This is a genomic window from Nocardia harenae NBRC 108248 (assembly GCF_001612885.1).
GTDB classification, from domain to species: domain Bacteria; phylum Actinomycetota; class Actinomycetes; order Mycobacteriales; family Mycobacteriaceae; genus Nocardia; species Nocardia harenae.
The window spans coordinates 63,453-80,624 of sequence record NZ_BDBH01000014.1 but is presented as its reverse complement, the minus strand read 5'-3'; the positions used below and the strand labels follow the sequence as shown (position 1 = coordinate 80,624).

Below are 17,172 nucleotides of genomic sequence, written 5' to 3'. Positions count from 1 at the left end.
CCTCGACCGACGCGCCGGATTGTGGTGCAGATCACGTGGTGTGGGTGGTTATGGGTGATCCCAGCGGGTCGCCGGGGCCACCGGCAACCGCCGGGCGTATAACCGTTGCGGAACGCACGATCGTCGAAGGGGTGGCATGCCGCTGCACATCCATCGTGCCGAGCGCGCCGACACCCTGGCGGACGCGCTGGCGCGGCAGCTGGCCACCCCGCCCGCCGACCCGTTCGCCGCCGAGGTGGTGGCGGTGCCCGCCAAGGGAATCGAGCGCTGGCTGACCCAGCGGCTGGCCGGGGTGCTCGGCACCTCGGGGCCGGGCGCCGCGGACGGGATCGCCGCCGCGGTGCGCTTTCCCTCGCCCGCCGCGCTGGTCGCGGAGTGCCTGGCGGCGGGGGACGACCCGTGGGAGCGGGACCGGGTGGTCTGGGCGCTGCTCCGGGTGCTCGACGGGGTGCTCGGCGAGCCCTGGGCCACCGTGCTGACCAGGCATCTCGGCGCGGAGGAGCGGGCAGGGCGGCGCTACGCCACCGCCGTCCGGCTGGCGGCGCTCTTCGAGAGTTACGCGGCGCAGCGGCCGGAGCTGATCCTGGCCTGGGCGGCGGGCGCGGATACCGACGGCGCCGGGCGCCCGCTCCCCGCCGACCTGGGCTGGCAGCCCGCGCTCTGGCGCGAGCTGCGCGCCGCCATCGGGGTGCCGGGGCCTGCCGAGCGGCTGGCCGACGCCTGCGCCCGGCTGCGCGCCGACCCGGCGAGCACCGCACTGCCGCAACGCCTCTCGCTCTTCGGCCCGACCCGCCTCCCCGCCGACCAGCGCGCCGTCCTCTCCGCCCTCGCCGCCCACCGCGACCTGCACCTCTGGCTCACCCACCCCAGCCCCGCGCTCTGGGACCGCCTCGCCACGCACCCACCCACCCTGCTCCGCAGCGCCGACACCACCGTCCGTCTCGTCCGCAACCCGCTGCTCGCCGGCCTCGGGCGCGACATCCGCGAACTCCAGCAGCGGCTGGCCGGCTGCGAAGCGGAGGTGATCGATGAGCACCACGAATCCGGAGCCATCGCCCCGCGAACCCTGCTCGCCACCCTCCAGCAGGCCGTCCGCGAGGACACCTGGCCCCCGGCCCCCGACCCGGCCCTCGCGGACGACGGCAGCGTCCGCATCCACCTCTGCCACGGCCGCCCCCGCCAGGTCGAGGTCCTCCGCGACGCACTGCTCACCCTCTTCGCCGCCGACCCCACCCTGGAACCGCGGGACGTCCTGGTCATGTGCCCGGACGTGGAGACCTTCGCCCCGCTGATCCGCGCCGCCTTCGGCTCCCGCGGCAGCGCCGACGCGCCGGACGAGCACGCGCACCCCGGCCACCGGCTCCGGGTCCGGCTCGCCGACCGCGGCCGCGCCGTCACCAACCCGCTGCTCACCGTGGTCGCCACCCTGCTCGAGCTGGCCGACGGCCGGGTCACGGTCACCCAGGTGCTCGACCTGGCGGCGGCCGAGACCGTCCGCCGCCGCTGCGGTTTCGACGACGACGAACTGGAGCGGCTGCGCGGCTGGGCCGCCGACTCCGGCGCCCGCTGGGGCATCGGGCAGCGCCAGCGCCAGGCCTACGGCCTCGCCGATTTTGCGCAGAACACACTGAACAGCGCGGTGGATCGGATCCTGCTCGGCGTCACCGCCGCCGAGACCGACGGCGACTGGCTGGATCTCGCGCTCCCGCTGGACGACGTCGACAGCAACGACGTCGACCTGGCCGGCCGCTTCGCCGAGTTCGTCGACCGCCTCGCCGTCTGCCTGCGCGAACTGCGCGGCCCGCGCCCGGCCCCGGAGTGGAGCGCGGTGCTGATCCGCGCGCTCGACCTGCTCTGCGACGTCCCCGAGCACCTGGCCTGGCAGCGCACCGAGGCGCGCACCGAGCTCGCCGCCGCCACCGAGCACGCGGGCGCGGTCGCGCTGCGGCTCGCGGATGTGGTGACGGTGCTCGCCGGACGGCTCGGCACCGCCCCGACCAGGGCCAACTTCCGCACCGGCGAGCTCACCGTCTGCACCCTGGTGCCCATGCGCTCGGTGCCGCACCGGGTGGTGGTGCTGCTCGGCCTGGACGACGAGGTCTTCCCGCGCGCGGGCGGCACCGACGGCGACGACGTGCTCGCCCGCGATCCGCAGGTGGGCGAGCGGGAGCCGCGCGGCGAGGACCGCCAGCTGCTGCTGGACGCGGTGCTCGCCGCGGGCGAGCGGCTGCTGGTCTGCTACACCGGTGCCGACCCGGTGACCGGCGCGCACCGCCCGCCCGCCGTCCCGGTCGCCGAGCTGCTCGACGCCCTGCGCGCGCACGCGGGCACGGACCGGTTCGTCGTCCGGCACCCGCTGCAGAACTTCGACCGCAGGAACTTCGCACCGGAGAACCCCTTCGGCTTCGACCCGGTCGCGCTGGCGGGTGCGCGGGCGGCCGCCGAGCCCCCGCGCCCGCGCCCGGCCTTCCTGGGCGAGCCGTTGCCCCGGCCGGAGCCCGGTGACGTCGAACTCGCCGACCTCGTCGCCTTCGTCGAGCACCCGGTGCGCGCCTTCCTCGGCCAGCGGCTCGGGCTGCGCGTCCCCGATCACGAGGAGGAGATCGACGACCGGCTCCCGGTGGAGCTGGACGGCCTCGCCAAGTGGGACCTCGGCGAGCGGCTGCTCGCCGCCCGGCTCACCGGCGCCGACCCGGAGACCCTGCGCGCCGCCGAGTGGCGCCGCGGCGGGCTGCCGCCCTTCGCCTTCGGCGCCGCCGTGCTCGACGAGGTGGAACGCACCGTCGAGACCCTGGTCCGCACCGCGCAGCCGCACTACGAGATCCCCGGCCGCGCGGTGGATATCGCGCTCGACCTGGGCAATGGCCGCAGGCTCACCGGCACCGTGCCGGAGGTGCACGGCGACCGGCTGGTGCGCACCACCTTCTCCCGGGTCGCGGCCAAGCACCGGATCGCGGCCTGGGTCGCGCTGCTCGCGCTCACCTGCACCGAGGACCGCTCCTGGCAGGCGCTCACCATCGGGCGCGGGAAATTCCGCATCCCGGCCTGGCGCAGTGAGCTCACCGCGCCGGAACCGCCCGCCGCGCTCGCCGCGCTGCGCACCCTGGTCGCCATGCGGGACGCCGGGCTCTGCGAGCCGCTCCCCGTCGCCCCCACCGCCACCGCCGCCTACGCGCAGAGCCGCATGCTCGGAAACCGCAGGGAGGACGCGGAATACGCGGCCCTGCAGGATTTCGACGGGGACTACGGCGACAACAGGGACCGGTACCTGCGGTACGTCTGGGGTGAGCAGGTCACCCTCGCGGCACTGCTCGCCACCCCCGCGCCGCAGGGCGGCGCGGGCGAGCCGACCCGCTTCGGTGCGCTGGCCAGGCGGCTCTGGGAACCGCTGCTCCGGGCCGAGCAGCAGGGGCGGCCGTGAGCGGGGCCGGAGCCGGGGCGCCCGGCGACGTCGCGACCGTCGCGCCTCCGGCCCCCGCGGCCTTCGACCCCGCGGGCCCGCTGCCCACCGGCACCACGGTGCTGGAGGCGAGCGCGGGCACCGGCAAGACGCACGCCATCGTCGGGCTCGCGGTGCGCTACGTCGCCGAGGCCGGGATCGCCGTCTCCGACCTGCTGCTCGTCACCTTCAGCCGGGCCGCAACCCAGGAGCTGCGCGAACGCACCCGGGAGCGTTTCGTCGCGGTCGCCGCCGCGCTGGCCGAGCCGGAGCGCGCGGCCGCGCACGACGACGAGCTGGTGCGCGCGCTCGCAGGCACCGAGCCCGCGCTGCGCAGGCAGCGGCTGCTCGCCGCGCTCGCCGAGTTCGACGCGGGCACCATCGCCACCACGCACAGCTTCTGCCAGCGCATGCTGGACGAACTCGGCCTGGCCGGGGACGACGATCCGGGCACCAGGCTGGTGGAGAACGTGGACGACGTGGTGCAGACCGTCGCCGACGACCTCTACCTCGCCCGCTACGCCCGCACCGAGCCGCCCTTCCCGCCGAAGGCCGCCCGCGCGCTGGCCCTTGCCGCGGTGCACGACCGGCACGCCACCCTCGCCCCCGACCAGGACGGCGAGGGTGGCGAGCGGGTCGCCTTCGCCACCGCCGTGCGCGCCGAGACCGAGCGCCGCAAGCGGCTGCTCGGCCTGCGCGACTTCGACGACCTGCTCGTGGTGCTGCACGACGTGCTCGCCGACCCGGTGCACGGCCCGGGTGCGCGGGCCAGGGTGCGCGAGCGCTTCCCGGTGGCGCTGGTGGACGAGTTCCAGGACACCGACCCGCTGCAGTGGGAGATCCTGCGGCTCGCCTTCCACGGCGCATCGACGCTGGTGCTGGTCGGCGACCCCAAGCAGGCCATCTACGCCTTCCGCGGCGCCGAGGTGCTCAGCTACCTGGACGCCGTCGCGGTCGCCGACGCCAGGCACGAGCTCACGCACAACCGGCGCAGCGACGCCGGGCTGCTGCGCGCGCTCGCGCACCTGCAGGGCGGCGCCGCGCTCGGCCATCCGGCGATCACCGTCGCCGGGGTCGAGCCGACCAGGGAGTGGAGCAGGCTCACCGGGCCGGACGAGCGGATCGTGCCGCTGCGGCTGCGCTGCCTGCCGCGCACCGGCGCCGGGCCGCTCGGCTCGTCGGGGTTCCCGCAGATCGGCCGGGTGCGCGAGCGGGCCGCGGCGGACCTGGCCGACGACGTGGTCGGGCTGCTGGAGTCCGGGGTCCGGCTGCGGGACCGGGCCGGGGCGCCGCGCGATCTCGGCCCCGGCGATATCGCGGTGCTGGTGCGCACCAGGTCGCAGCTCGAGGTGGTGCGCGCCGCGCTGGACCGGGTCGGGGTGGCGGCGGTACTGGCAGGCGGCACCAGCGTCTTCGGCACCCCGTCGGCCACGCACTGGCTCTGGGTGCTGCGCGCGCTGGAGCAGCCGCACCGCTCCGACCGGGTGCGGCTGGCCGCCTGCACCCCGCTGCTCGGGGTGGACGCCGCCGAACTCGACCGCGGCGGCGCCGAGCTCACCGGCCGGATCAGCACGCTGCTGCGCGAATCGGCGCGGCTCTTCGGCCGGGCCGGGTTCGCGGCGGTCTTCGAGCGGCTCGCCGCCGCGACCGAGCTGGCGCCCCGCCTGCTCGGGCTGCGCAACGGCGAGCGCGAGCTCACCGACCTGCGCCACCTCGCCCAGCTGCTGGACCAGGTGGCGCTCACCGACGGCCTCGGGCTCACCGCGCTCACCCGCTGGCTCGGCGACCGGGTGCGCGACCCGGCCTCCGGCAGCGTCGCCGACCGCAGCCGCAGGCTGGATCGTGACTCCGCCGCCGTGCAGATCGCCACCGTGCACGCCAGCAAGGGGCTGGAGTTCCCGATCGTCTACCTGCCCTTCGCCTGGGACAGCGCGCGCAACCCCAAGCCGGCCACCCAGCTCTACCACGACGGCCGGACCCGGGTGCTCGACGTCGGCGGCCCCGACATCCCCGGCGCCGCCGAGACCAGGCGCAGGGCCGAGGCCGAGGAGGCGGGGGAGGAGCTGCGGCTGCTCTACGTCGCGCTGACCCGCGCCATGTGCCAGGTCGTCGCCTGGTGGGCCCCGGCGTGGGGCACCGAGAGCGCCCCGCTGCACCGGATGACGCTCGGCCGCCCCGACCGCGGCCCCGAGGTGCCCGCCCGCGCCCCCGTCCCGGCCGACGCCGCCGCGCTGGCCGCGCTCACCGCGTGGGCCGCCCCCGCCGACGGCGCCATCGCGGTCTCCGCCCCGGACGGCGCCGCCCCCGCCGAGCCGCACCGCCTGCACGTCGAGCCGCAGACCGGCCCGCTGGCCGCCGCGACCTTCCGGCGCGCGCTCGACCACCAGTGGCGCCGCACCTCGTACTCCGCGCTCACCGCGGGGGCGCACGAGGCCGCTGCCGAGACCGAGCCGGAGAACGACCGCGCCCGCCCGGACGAGCCGGTCGGCATCCAGGTCCTCGACCCGGCGGAGCCGCCCGCCCCGGCCGCCCCGCCCTCGCTCATGAACGCGCTGCCCTACGGCGCCGAGTTCGGCACCCTGGTGCACGGCGTGCTCGAGCTGGTCGACACCGACGCCGCCGATCTCGCCGCCGAGGTGCGCGCCCGCTGCCGCGACGCCGTGCACGCCGCCGCCTCCGCCGCCGACCCCGAGGTGCTGGCGGCGGCGCTGCTCGCGGTGCTGCACACCCCGCTCGGGCTCGGCCGCACCCTGGCCGAGATCCCGTCCCCGGATCGGTTGAGCGAGCTGGACTTCGAGCTGCCGCTGGCAGGCGGCGAGCGCCCGGCGACCGCCGCCGCCTCGCTGCCCGCCATCGCCGCGCTGCTCGAGCGGCACCTCCCGGCCGACGACGCGCTGGCCGGATACCCCGCGCAGCTGGCGCACCTGGACGGCGGCGCGCTGCGCGGCTACCTGACCGGCAGCATCGACGCCGTGCTGCGGCTGCCCGGCCCGCGCTTCGTCGTCGTCGACTACAAGACCAACCGGCTCGGGCTCGGCGACCTCACCGTCGCGCACTACACCCCGGAGCGGATGGCCGCCGAGATGATCCGCTCGCACTACCCGCTGCAGGCCGTGCTCTACGCCGTCGCGCTACACCGCTTCCTGCGCTGGCGGCTGCCCGGGTACGACCCGGAGCGGCACCTCGGCGGGGTCAGGTACCTGTTCGTGCGCGGCATGATCGGGCCGGAGACCCCCGGCGGTGCGGGCATCTTCGCCTGGACGCCGCCCGCCGCGCTGGTCACCGAGCTCTCCGACCTGCTGGCGGGGCAGCGGTGACCGCCATCCAGATCGCGCAGCGCGGCACCGGGCTGCTCCGGCTCTTCAACGAGGCCGGGGTGCTGGCCGCCGCCGACGTGCACGTGGCCACCCGGCTGGCCCGGCTCGGCCGGGAGGACCGCGAGGAGGTGCTGCTCGCCGCCGCGCTCGCGGTGCGCGCGGTGCGCTCCGGCTCGGTCTGCCTGGAGCTGGACCGGATCGCGGAGATCGGCGTCGACGCCGACGAGACCCGCGAGCCCGCCCCCGGCCTCGACCCCGCCCGGCTGCCGTGGCCCGAGCCGGCGGCGCTGGTCGCCGCGCTGCGCTCCAGCCCGCTGGTCCGCGGCGGCGACGCCGGGCCACTGCGCCCGCTCTACCTGCTCGAGGGCGGCCCCGATGGCGGCCCGCTGCTCTACCTGGACCGGTATCACAAGCAGGAGCAGATCATCCGGCGCGTGCTCACCGAGCGCGCCGCGGGTCACCCTCCGGTCGACGCCGCGCTGGTGCGCCGGGAACTCGACCGCCTCTTCGGCGCCGGGATCGCGGGCACCACGGATCGGCAGCGGCTCGCCGCCGCGGTCGCCGCCACCCGCTGGACCACCGTGGTCGCGGGCGGGCCGGGCACCGGCAAGACGCACACCATCGCCCGCATCCTCGCCCTGCTGGTGGCGCAGCGCGCCGCGCGGCCCAAGCTGCCCGCGCTGCGGATCGCGCTGGCCGCGCCCACCGGCAAGGCGGCGGCCCGGCTGCAGGAGGCGGTGCGCGAGCAGGCCGCCGAGATCGGGCTCCCCGAGCTCACCGCCGCCACCCTGCACCGGCTGCTCGGCTGGCAGCGCGGGCGGGCCACCCGCTTCAAGCACCACGAGTTCAACCGGCTGCCCTACGACGTGATCGTGGTGGACGAGACCTCGATGGTCTCCTCCACGCTCATGAGCAGCCTGCTCGCCGCGCTGCGCCCGGACACCAGGCTGGTCCTGGTCGGCGACCCGGACCAGCTCGCCTCGGTGGACGCCGGGGCCGTCCTCGCCGACCTGGTCGCGGGGCCGATCCGCGGCGCCGGAAACCCGGTCCTCGCCGAGCTCACCGGCACCGCGATTCTCGCCGGGGGCCCCGGTGCCGCCGCGACAACCGCCGGGCCGGCGCCCGACCAGCCGCACTCGGCCGCGAACGCCACCGGCGCTGAGCACCCGGCGCCGGACGCCACCGGCGCTGAGCACCCGGCGCCGGACGCCACCGGCGCTGAGCACCCGGCCCCGGGTCCACCGGTCGCGGACGCGGCCGTGTCATCCACCGAGGCGCTCACCCCGCGCGAACTCGACCGCCTCGACGGCGGCATCGTCCGCCTCACCAGGGGCAGGCGCTTCGGCGGCACCATCGCCGAACTCGCGGTCGCGGTGCGCGCGGGCGACGCCGACCAGGCCCTCCGCCTCCTCACCTCCGGCGCCGACGACGTCGAGCTGCGCGCCCCCGACGACGTCGCCGCCGTCCGCGCCGACGTGGTCACCGCCGCCCGCGCCGTCACCGCCGCGGCCGTCGACGGCGACGCCGAGCTGGCCCTCGCCGCCCTGGAATCGCACCGTCTGCTCTGCGCGCACCGCCAGGGCCCGTTCGGCGTCGAGCGCTGGGACCGCCTCGCCGCCGAGTGGGCCGCCGCCGGCGGCGCGGGCGCCGACCCGCAGCAGAATCTCTGGTACCCCGGCCAGCCCCTGCTGGTCACCGCCAACGACCACGAGGCCAGGATCTACAACGGCGACACCGGCGTCATCGTCCGGCTGCCGGACGGCACCCTGCGCGCCGCGCTGCACCGCGGCAGCACCCCGTACCTGGTGCACCCGACCCGCTTCTCCGCGGTCGTCTCGGTCTTCGCCATGACCATCCACCGCAGCCAGGGCAGCCAGTACGGCACCGTCTCCGTGGTGCTCCCCGAACCCGAATCCACCCTGCTCACCAGGGAACTCCTCTACACCGCCATCACCAGGGCGCGCGGCCGCGTCCGGGTCATCGGCACCGAGGCCGCCATCCGGGCCGGCATCGACCGCCGCGTGCTCCGCGCCAGCGGCCTCTCCCGCCCCGGCTAATCGCGCAGCAGCCCGGGAATCGTCAGCGCGTACTCGATGTCGGAGCGGGTGCCGAGCGTGGTGAGCAGCACCCGGATCATGGTCAGCCGGGCCTCGTCCACCACGGCGGGCTCCGGCTCGGAGCCGGGCGCGGCGGCCGCGGAGACCCGGTAGACCACGTACTCGCAGTGGTGCAGCGCGGCATCGAGGTCCAGCGGGGCGGGCACCCGGCGGCCGAGCACGCGGAAGGTCTCCCTGATGATGCCGCGAATGTCCTCCAGCGCCTCCTCCCGATACGCCGAGACCGGCGAGCCCGGGTCGTGCAGCTCGGCGAAGAGCGGGCGCAGCATGGTGCCGTGGCCGCGCGCCCAGGCCAGGTAGGCGTCGATCAGCCGGATGCCGAGCTCGACGCCCTGCAGCGGCCCGGTGGCGGTGCCGAGCGCGCTGCGGATGCCGCCGACCAGGTCGCGGTTGGAGACGGTGAGCAGCGCGTGCAGCGGCTCGGCGGCGTTGGCGAAATAGCGGTAGAAGGTCGGGCGCGCCAGCCCGGCCTGGTCGATGATCTGCGCGACACTGAGCCCGCGCGAACCGGTGCGGGTGAACACGTCGGCGGTGGCCGCCACGATCCGGGCGCGCACCTCGTCGGCCTGCTCCCGGGTCTGCGGCGGGCGGCCGCGGCGGGCCGGGCGCTCGGTGTTGTGAGCGGTCACAGTTTTCGGCCATCGCCGCATGTGGCACGGGACGTGACGCTTGACACCGGGGGTCGCACGGCCATTACTCTAACATCGGTGTTCATTTTAATGAGCGCCCCTCGACCGTCACCCGAAGCACCAGGAAGAGCCGCCCCATGACGACAGCCGCCCTCCCCGCCGACCTGGTCAAGCCACTGCTGGAACGGGCGACCGCGGGCGGCGCGCCGTCGGTCGAGGTGTTCGCCCCCGCCACCGGCGCCAAGATCGCCGACCTGCCGCAGTCCGCCACCGAGGACATCGAGCGCGCCTTCGGCACCGCCAGGGTCGCGCAGGCGGCATGGGCCGCGCGGCCGGTGCGGGAGCGGGTGGCCGTGCTGCGCAGGCTGCACGACATCGTGCTCGCCGAGCAGGAGACCATTCTCGACATCGTGCAGACCGAGACCGGCAAGGCCCGCGCGCACGCCTTCGACGAGGTCGGCGATGTCGCGGTGAACGCCAGGTACTACGCCTCGGTGGCGAGCAAGCTGCTCGCCACCCGGCGCCCGCGCGGCGTACTGCCGGTGCTCACCCGGGTCGACGTCCGGCAGCGGCCCAAGGGCGTCGTCGCGGTGATCTCGCCGTGGAACTACCCGCTCGCGCTCGCCGTCTCGGACGCGCTGCCCGCGCTGGTCGCAGGCAATGCCGTGGTCGCGCGGCCGGACAACCAGACCGCGCTCACCGCGCTCTGGGCCATCGACGCCGCCGAGCGCGCCGGGCTCCCGCGTGGGCTGTGGCAGGCGGTGCTCGGCCGCGGCCGGGATATCGGCGGTGAGGTGATCGCCCGTGCCGACTACGTGGATTACACCGGCTCCAGCGCCACCGGCCGCACCATCGCGCAGCAGGCGGGCGAGCGGCTGATCGGCTACTCGCTGGAGCTCGGCGGCAAGAACCCGCTGCTGGTGCTGGCCGACGCCGACATCACGCGGGCCGCCAAGATCGCCATCCGCGCCTGCTTCGCCTCGGCGGGCCAGCTCTGCGAGTCCATGGAGCGGATCTACGTGCACGACAGCGTGTACGACAGCTTCGTCGCCGAGTTCACCGGGCACGTGAAGAACATCGAGCTCGGCGGCGCGCTCGACTACAGCGCGGGCATGGGCTCGCTCACCTTCCAGCGCCAGCTCGACACCGTCAAGCAGCATGTGGACGACGCCGTCGCCAAGGGCGCGACCGTGCTCGCGGGCGGCAAGCACCGCCCCGACCTGGGCCCCTACTTCTACGAGCCGACCGTGCTCGCCGACGTCACCGCGGAGATGACGGTCTACCGCGAGGAGACCTTCGGGCCGGTGGTCTCGGTCTACCGGGTGGCCTCCGACGACGCCGCGGTCGCCGCCGCCAACGACACCGCCTACGGCCTGAACGCCAGCGTCTGGACCAAGGACGCGGCCCGCGGCCGGGCCGTCGCGGCCCGGATCAACGCGGGTTCGGTGAACGTCAACGAGGGCTTCATCGCCGCGTGGGGCAGCTCGGACGCCCCCTCCGGCGGGCTCGGCATCTCCGGCACCGGCCGCAGGCACGGCCCCGAGGGGCTGCTCAAGTACCTGGACACCCAGACCATCGCGCAGCAGCGTGTGCTGCCGATCGCCCCGCTGCCCGGCATGTCCGAGGAGCTGTGGGCCAAGACCATGACGCTCTACTTCGGCGTCATGAAGACCCTGCGACAGAAGTGAGGAACGCAGCGATGAAGCTGGAATCGGTCGCCGGGCGTACGGTGCTGGTCACCGGCGCCGCCATGGGGCTCGGCAAGCTCTTCGCCACCACCGCGGTGCGCGAGCGCGCCGCGGCCGTGGTGCTCTGGGACATCAACGAGGCCGCGCTGAAGGAAACCGCGGCCGAGCTGACCGAGCTCGGCGGCACCGTGCACCACAACGTGGTCGACGTCTCCTCGCAGGAGGCGATCGCCGAGGCCGCGGCAGCGGTGCGCACCGAGGTCGGCGATATCGACATCCTGGTGAACAACGCCGGGATCGTGCGCGGCAACCAGTACTTCTGGGAGACCACGAACCGCGCCGACATCGAGAAGACCATGGCGATCAACTCGCTGGCGCCCATGTGGATCACGCTGGAGTTCCTGCCCGCCATGGTGGCGTCGAAGTCGCCCTCGCGGGTGCTGAACATCGCCTCCTCGGCCGGGCTGGTCTCCAACCCGCGGATGAGCGTCTACGCCGCCTCCAAGTGGGCGGCGCTGGGCTGGTCCGACTCGGTGCGGATCGAGCTGGAGCAGGCCGGGCACCAGCACGTGAAGGTCACCACGGTCTGCCCGACCTACATCGACACCGGCATGTTCGACGGCGCCAAGGGCTTCTGGTTCACCCCGATCCTCGAGCAGGACGAGGTGGTCGCGACGTCGTGGACCCAGATGAAGGCCGGGACGCCGCTGCTGGTGCTGCCCTGGACCTCTCGGTTCAACAAGGCGCTCTCCGGGCTGCTGCCGATCCGGGCCCGCGATTTCTTCCTGAGAACCGTCGGCGTGTACCGCTCGATGGATCACTTCACCGGGCGCAGGGAGAGCTGAGCGTCCCGATCAGCACGGTGGTGCCGTGCTCGCCGGATCCGGCGAGCCGGCCGGCCAGGTTGTTCGCTGCCAGCGCTTCGAGTGCCGAATCGGCCTGTGCGGCACTGGTTTCCATGAGGACGTGACCGCCGGGGGCGAGCCACTCCGCCGCGCCCGCCGCCACCGGGCGGAGGATGTCGAGCCCGTCGGCGCCGCCGTCGAGGGCGCGGCGCGGTTCGTGGTCGCGGGCCTCCGGCGGGAGGGTGGCGACGGCGTCGCTCGGCACGTACGGCACGTTCGCCAGCAGCACCTCGACCAGGCCGCGCAGCGCGCCAGGCAGCGCGTCGAACAGATCGCCCTCGTACACCGTCGCGCCACGCACCCCGGCGGACACCAGGTTGCGCCGCGCGCAGGCGACCGCGGCGGGGTCGATATCCGCCGCCACCAACGTCACCCCGACCTCCCGCGCGCAGGCCAGCCCGAGCGCGCCGGTGCCGCAGCACAGGTCGACCAGCACCGGCTCGCGCGAGTTCCCGGCGATCGGGGCGCCCTGCGCAGGTCGGGCGCCCGCCGCCCGCAGCAGCGGAAGCGCGGCGTCGACCAGCTCGGCGGTCCGCGCCCGCGGCACGAAGACCCCCGGCCCCACCCCCACCCGCAGCCCGCGGAACTCGGCCCACCCGAGAATCTGCTCCAGCGGCTCCCCGCCGACCCGCCGCGCCAGCAGCGCCTCCAGCTCGCCGCCCGCGGCGATGAGCAGCCGCGCCTCGTCCTCGGCGAAGACGCACCCCGCCGCCCGTAATCGAGCCACCACGCCCCCGGCATCGGCACGATCCGGGGCGGAGCGGGGGAGCGCGGACACCCAGTCATCCTGCGCGGTACGCGCGCCCGGCGTCCACCCCGGTCAGCGGCTGGCGGCCAGCCGGAAGGTACGGGTGGCGTCCAGGTAGATCCCACGCTGCCCGGCCCGGCTCGGCGGCGGCAGATTCGACACCAGCTGCTCCAGCGAGACCATCGCCCCGACCACCGCCGTCCCGGCGACGATGAAATCCGCCACCGCCCGGCGGATGTGGTTCGGCGAGGTCACCACGACGGCGCTGGTCAGCCCGGCATCGCGCAGCAGGTCGGTGCTGAAGAGCGCGTTCTGCACCGTCGAGCCTGCCCGGTTCTCCACGATGATCCGGCTCGCCGGAATCCCGCGCCCGATCAGGAAGCCCGCCATGGCATCGGCCTCCGCGACGCCGTTCTGCGGATTGCCGCCGGTGAGCACCACCCGGGAGAACGGCGCGGCCACCGCCTGCACCCAGGCCGCGTTCAGCCGGTGCACCAGCTCCGGGCGCAGCGCGCCGTCCGGCAGCAGGCCGTAGCCGAGCACGACGATGGCGGTCTGCGGCCCGATCAGCGCGGGCAGCGGATTGGGCAGCGTGCCGACGGCGGCGCCGATGGCGTCCATCACCCGGCGGGTGCCATGGGCGCGCGCCGGGTCCAGCCCGGCCAGCCTGCGCATGGCGTCGTCCACCGCGGGCCGGTCGCCCGCGTAGTGCGACCACAGCGCCTGCAGCGCGATCGCCTCCGCGTCGTCCGGCGCGGCGCCGATGAGCGCGCGCAGATCGGCGCGGCCCGCAGCGTCGTCACCGGCGGCGAAGTGCCGCTGCGCGGAGTTGTAGAGGTCGTCCGGATCGGGGCCGGCCACCGCGGGCGCGGCGACCGCTCCGGACAGGGCGAGCGCGGTCAGCACCGCGAGCAGAATTGTTCGGATTCGACGAGTCACCACAGGTCACACCTTTCGCGGACGGCGGCCAGCTGTGCTGTAGAGCAGCGCCCACGATACGACTGAGGCTGATGTTACGGGTGTGAACCCGCCGTAAGTCGGCGATCGGGGCCGGAAGGGCGACACCGCAGCGATGGGCCGACATCGCCCCGATAGGGTTGACGCGTGGAGACCGCATCGCTGACCGGCAAGGAAGCCGCCGCCGCCCTGAACGCCGAGACCACCGAGCGCGCCGCCGCGCTCGCCGCGCGCGGCCGGGCCCCGCGCCTCGCGCTGGTGGTGGCGAACGCCGACCCGGCCAGCGCCTGGTACGTGAACTCGCTGCGCAAGTCCGCCACCAACCGCGGCATCGAGTGCGACACCGTCGACCTCGGCGTCGACGCCGCGGCCGGCACCCTGCGCGCCGAACTCGCCGCCCGCACCGCCGACCCCGCCGTCGACGCCATCATGCTGCAGACCCCGCTGCCCGCCGGGGTCCGGCTGGAGGACGTCGCCGCCGCCATCGGCGCGGAGAAGGACGTGGACGGCGTCGCTCCGCTCTCGCTCGGCCTGCTCGCCGCCAACACCCCCGTCTTCGCCCCCGCCACCGCCGAGGCGGTCGTCGTCCTGCTGAAGCGGCACGGGATCGAGCTGACCGGGAAGCACGTCGCGGTGGTCGGCCGCTCCAACGTGGTCGGCAAGCCGCTGGCCCAGCTGCTGCTCGCGGAGAACGCCACCGTCACCGTCGCGCACTCGCGCACCGCCGACCTCGCCGCCGTCACCGCGACCGCCGACATCGTGGTCGCCGCCGCGGGCCGGGCCGGGCTGATCCGCGCCGAGCACGTACGCGAAGGCGCCGTCGTCATCGACGTCGGCACCAACGAGGGGCCGGACGGCAGCATCGTCGGCGACGTGGACACAGATTCCGTGCGCGGCCGCGCCGCCGGGCTCAGCCCCGTTCCCGGCGGCGTCGGCCCGGTCACCACCGCGCTCCTCATGCGCCACGTGGTCGAGGCCGCCGAGCGCGCCGCCGAGGGCTGAGCGTTCCCGGGCGCCACCGGTCAACGCCGACCGGGCGCCCCCGCTCACTCCGGAACGCGCTCCGACGCCCGCGGCCTTCCCCGCAACAACCGCATGACCGGCTCGACAACCCGCGCCGCCACCGGCCCGATAATCGCCATGAGCAGCACATAGGTGGTGGCGAGCGCGGTGAACGAGTCGGGCAGCGCGCCCGCCGCCACCGCGAGCCCGGCGATCACGATGGAGAACTCACCGCGCGCCACCAGCGCGACCCCGGCACGCGCCCGCCCCATCTCCCCGGCCCCGGCGCGTCCGGCCGCCCACCACCCGGTGACGATCTTGGTCGCCGTCGTCACCACCGCGAGCAGCAGCGCCCAGGCCAGCACCGGCGGAATGCTGCGCGGATCGGTGTTCAACCCGAAGAGCACGAAGAACATGGCGGCGAAGAGGTCGCGCAGCGGCTCCAGGATCTTGGTCGCGGTGTGCGCGGTGGAGTCCGAGATGGCGATCCCGAGCAGGAACGCCCCCACCGCCGCCGACACCTGCACCGCCGAGGCCAGCCCGGCCACCAGCAGCGCCGCGCCCAGCACCTTGAGCAGGAAGATCTCCCGATCATCGCTGGCCACCAGCGCGGAGACGTAGCGCCCGTAGCGCAGCGCCACCACCAGCACCACCGTCACCGCGGAGAGCGCGATCCCGAGCGTCCACAGCCCGGCGATCAGCCCGACCCCGGCCAGCACCGCGGTGAGCACCGGCAGGTACGCCGCCATGGCCAGATCCTCGAACACCAGGATCGACAGGATCGTCGGCGTCTCCCGGTTGCCGAGCCTGCCGAGATCGCCGAGCACTTTGGCCACGATCCCGGAGGAGGAGATGTAGGTGACGCCCGCCATGGCGATCGCCCCGACCGGCCCGAGCCCGAGCAGCAGCGCGACGATCACGCCCGGCGTCGCGTTCAGCGCCAGGTCGAGCAGCCCGGCGGGCCAGGATTTGCGCATCCCGGTGACCAGCTCGGCGGCGGTGTACTCCAGCCCGAGCAGCAGCAGGAGCAGGATGACGCCGATCTCACTGGCGAGGTGGATGAACTCGTCGACCTCGTGCAGCTGCACCAGCCCGCCGGAGCCGAACACCAGCCCGCCGAGTAGGTACAGCGGGATCGGCGACATCCCGATCCGCGCCGCCACCCTGCCGAGCACACCGAGACCGAAGAACACCGCTCCGAGCTGGATCAAGGCCAGCGCGGTCTCCTCGATAACCACCGGTCAGCCGTCCCACCCCGTATCGCGCCTCATTACCTGCACTTTACTCGAGTGGGTTGCGCCAAGATCGCCCGGCCCCGGAAATCAGTGGCGGGCGGCTGCTTTCAGGCCCCGAGCGCGCGCAGCGGGCCGTCGAGTTCACTCGCGTAGAAGTCGAGGAAGCCGTCCGGGTCGGGGCCCGCGTTCAGCAGCACCAGGTGGTCGAAGCCCGCGTCGGCGAAGGGCCTGGCCGCCTCGACGATGCGCTCCGGGTCGCTGCCGCAGGCGAAGTTCTCGGTGATGTCCGCCGGCCGGACGGTCTCGGTGGCGGCGGCGAAGTTCACCGGGTTGGGCAGCTCGCTCATGACCTTCCAGCCGGTCACCGCCCAGCGCGAGGTCTCCAGCGCTGCCCGCACGGCGGTGTCCTCGTCGGGCGCCCAGGCCAGCGGCACCTCGGCGTAGTGCGGACCGGAGCCGCCCGCGGCGGCGAAGGCGCTGACCAGTTCGGGGTCGGGATCGGTGGCGAAGAGGCCGTCGCCGAGCTCGCCGGCCAGCCGCGCCGCCTCCGGCCCGCCCGCCGCGACCACCAGCGGCGGCAGCTCGTCCGGCAGGTCGAAGATCCGCGCGTCGGAGAGCTGCAGGTACTTGCCCTCGTAGCTCCGGTACCCGCCCTGCCAGAGCAGCCGGATGATCTCCAGCGCCTCCCGGAACATGGCCTGCCGGATGTGCACCGGCGGGAACTCGCGGCCGACCACGTGCTCGTTCAGCCGCTCGCCGGAGCCGACGCCGAAGGTGAAGCGGCCGTCGCTGACCAGCGCCAGCGTCGCCGCCGCCTGCGCCACGATTGCCGGGTGGTAGCGCAGGATCGGGCAGGTGACCCCGGTGACCAGCCCGGCGCGCTCGGTGCGCGCGGCGATGGCGCCGAGCACCGTCCAGGCGAAGGGGGAGTGGCCCTGGTTGTCCAGCCACGGGTGGTAGTGGTCGCTGATCTCGACGAAGTCGAAACCGGCGCGCTCGGCCGCGACCGCCTGCCGGATCAGCTCCTTCGGTCCGTACGCCTCCGCGGCCAGCTTGTACCCGATCCGCATATCGCCTCCGCCCGCTCGGGCGGCCGGGCGAGCCCCGGCCGTCGAGCGCCGCGTACCCGGGCCGC

The 17,172-nt window shown here is 75.0% G+C and carries 11 protein-coding genes; 6 read left to right on the top strand and 5 right to left on the bottom strand.

What is annotated here, in order from left to right; all coding sequences use genetic code 11:
- Positions 1-136 precede the first annotated feature (136 nt).
- The 3 genes from recC to NH2_RS25290 are packed head-to-tail and all read left to right on the top strand — an operon-like array spanning position 137 to position 8,813.
- Entirely contained in the window at positions 137-3,421 is a 3,285-nt protein-coding gene (recC, locus tag NH2_RS25300; RefSeq protein WP_067659490.1) for an exodeoxyribonuclease V subunit gamma, read from the top strand.
- On the top strand, positions 3,418-6,756 hold the full coding sequence (locus tag NH2_RS25295; RefSeq protein WP_439951784.1) for a UvrD-helicase domain-containing protein: 3,339 nt from the start codon (positions 3,418-3,420) through the stop codon (positions 6,754-6,756). Before recC ends, NH2_RS25295 begins: the two co-directional genes overlap by 4 nt.
- Positions 6,753-8,813: an AAA family ATPase gene (locus tag NH2_RS25290; protein ID WP_067659487.1), complete on the top strand. Its 2,061-nt coding sequence runs from the start codon at positions 6,753-6,755 to the stop codon at positions 8,811-8,813. Before NH2_RS25295 ends, NH2_RS25290 begins: the two co-directional genes overlap by 4 nt.
- Here NH2_RS25290 and NH2_RS25285 read toward each other — a convergent pair.
- The gene (locus NH2_RS25285; protein ID WP_245650754.1) at positions 8,810-9,502 is read right to left on the bottom strand and encodes a TetR/AcrR family transcriptional regulator; all 693 of its coding nucleotides are present in this window, start codon (positions 9,500-9,502) and stop codon (positions 8,810-8,812) included. The two genes, NH2_RS25290 and NH2_RS25285, sit on opposite strands and share 4 nt — an antisense overlap.
- A gap of 137 nt (positions 9,503-9,639) precedes the next feature.
- On the opposite strand from NH2_RS25285, the gene NH2_RS25280 reads away from it, so the two are divergent.
- Both NH2_RS25280 and NH2_RS25275 read left to right on the top strand, forming a co-directional pair.
- Entirely contained in the window at positions 9,640-11,190 is a 1,551-nt protein-coding gene (locus tag NH2_RS25280) for a succinic semialdehyde dehydrogenase (protein WP_067659481.1), read from the top strand.
- 11 nt (positions 11,191-11,201) lie between these two features.
- Positions 11,202-12,035 (top strand): SDR family NAD(P)-dependent oxidoreductase, encoded by an 834-nt coding sequence (locus NH2_RS25275; protein WP_067659478.1) that lies wholly within the window; start codon positions 11,202-11,204, stop codon positions 12,033-12,035.
- On the opposite strand, the gene NH2_RS25270 is transcribed toward NH2_RS25275, so the two are convergent.
- Both NH2_RS25270 and NH2_RS25265 read right to left on the bottom strand, forming a co-directional pair.
- Positions 12,013-12,873 (bottom strand): putative protein N(5)-glutamine methyltransferase, encoded by an 861-nt coding sequence (locus tag NH2_RS25270; RefSeq protein WP_067659475.1) that lies wholly within the window; start codon positions 12,871-12,873, stop codon positions 12,013-12,015. The genes NH2_RS25275 and NH2_RS25270 overlap by 23 nt on opposite strands.
- 42 nt (positions 12,874-12,915) lie before the next feature.
- The gene (locus NH2_RS25265; protein WP_245650753.1) at positions 12,916-13,785 is read right to left on the bottom strand and encodes a YdcF family protein; all 870 of its coding nucleotides are present in this window, start codon (positions 13,783-13,785) and stop codon (positions 12,916-12,918) included.
- Positions 13,786-13,947: 162 nt separating this feature from the next.
- On the opposite strand from NH2_RS25265, the gene NH2_RS25260 reads away from it, so the two are divergent.
- Positions 13,948-14,802 (top strand): bifunctional 5,10-methylenetetrahydrofolate dehydrogenase/5,10-methenyltetrahydrofolate cyclohydrolase, encoded by an 855-nt coding sequence (locus tag NH2_RS25260; protein ID WP_067659469.1) that lies wholly within the window; start codon positions 13,948-13,950, stop codon positions 14,800-14,802.
- A 44-nt stretch (positions 14,803-14,846) separates the two neighbouring features.
- On the opposite strand, the gene NH2_RS25255 is transcribed toward NH2_RS25260, so the two are convergent.
- Both NH2_RS25255 and NH2_RS25250 read right to left on the bottom strand, forming a co-directional pair.
- Positions 14,847-16,034: a cation:proton antiporter gene (locus NH2_RS25255; protein WP_067659645.1), complete on the bottom strand. Its 1,188-nt coding sequence runs from the start codon at positions 16,032-16,034 to the stop codon at positions 14,847-14,849.
- Positions 16,035-16,144: 110 nt separating this feature from the next.
- Positions 16,145-17,107, bottom strand: coding sequence for a TIGR03557 family F420-dependent LLM class oxidoreductase (locus NH2_RS25250; RefSeq protein WP_067659467.1), 963 nt, complete (start codon positions 17,105-17,107; stop codon positions 16,145-16,147).
- Between the last annotated feature and the right edge of the window lie 65 nt (positions 17,108-17,172).

Excerpts from the sequence above, each read along its gene's own strand:
- recC (WP_067659490.1), top strand. The coding sequence starts at position 137 with ATGCCGCTGCACATCCATCGTGCCGAGCGCGCCGACACCCTGGCGGAC.
- NH2_RS25280 (WP_067659481.1), top strand. The coding sequence starts at position 9,640 with ATGACGACAGCCGCCCTCCCCGCCGACCTGGTCAAGCCACTGCTGGAA.
- NH2_RS25275 (WP_067659478.1), top strand. The coding sequence starts at position 11,202 with ATGAAGCTGGAATCGGTCGCCGGGCGTACGGTGCTGGTCACCGGCGCC.
- NH2_RS25250 (WP_067659467.1), bottom strand. The coding sequence starts at position 17,107 with ATGCGGATCGGGTACAAGCTGGCCGCGGAGGCGTACGGACCGAAGGAG.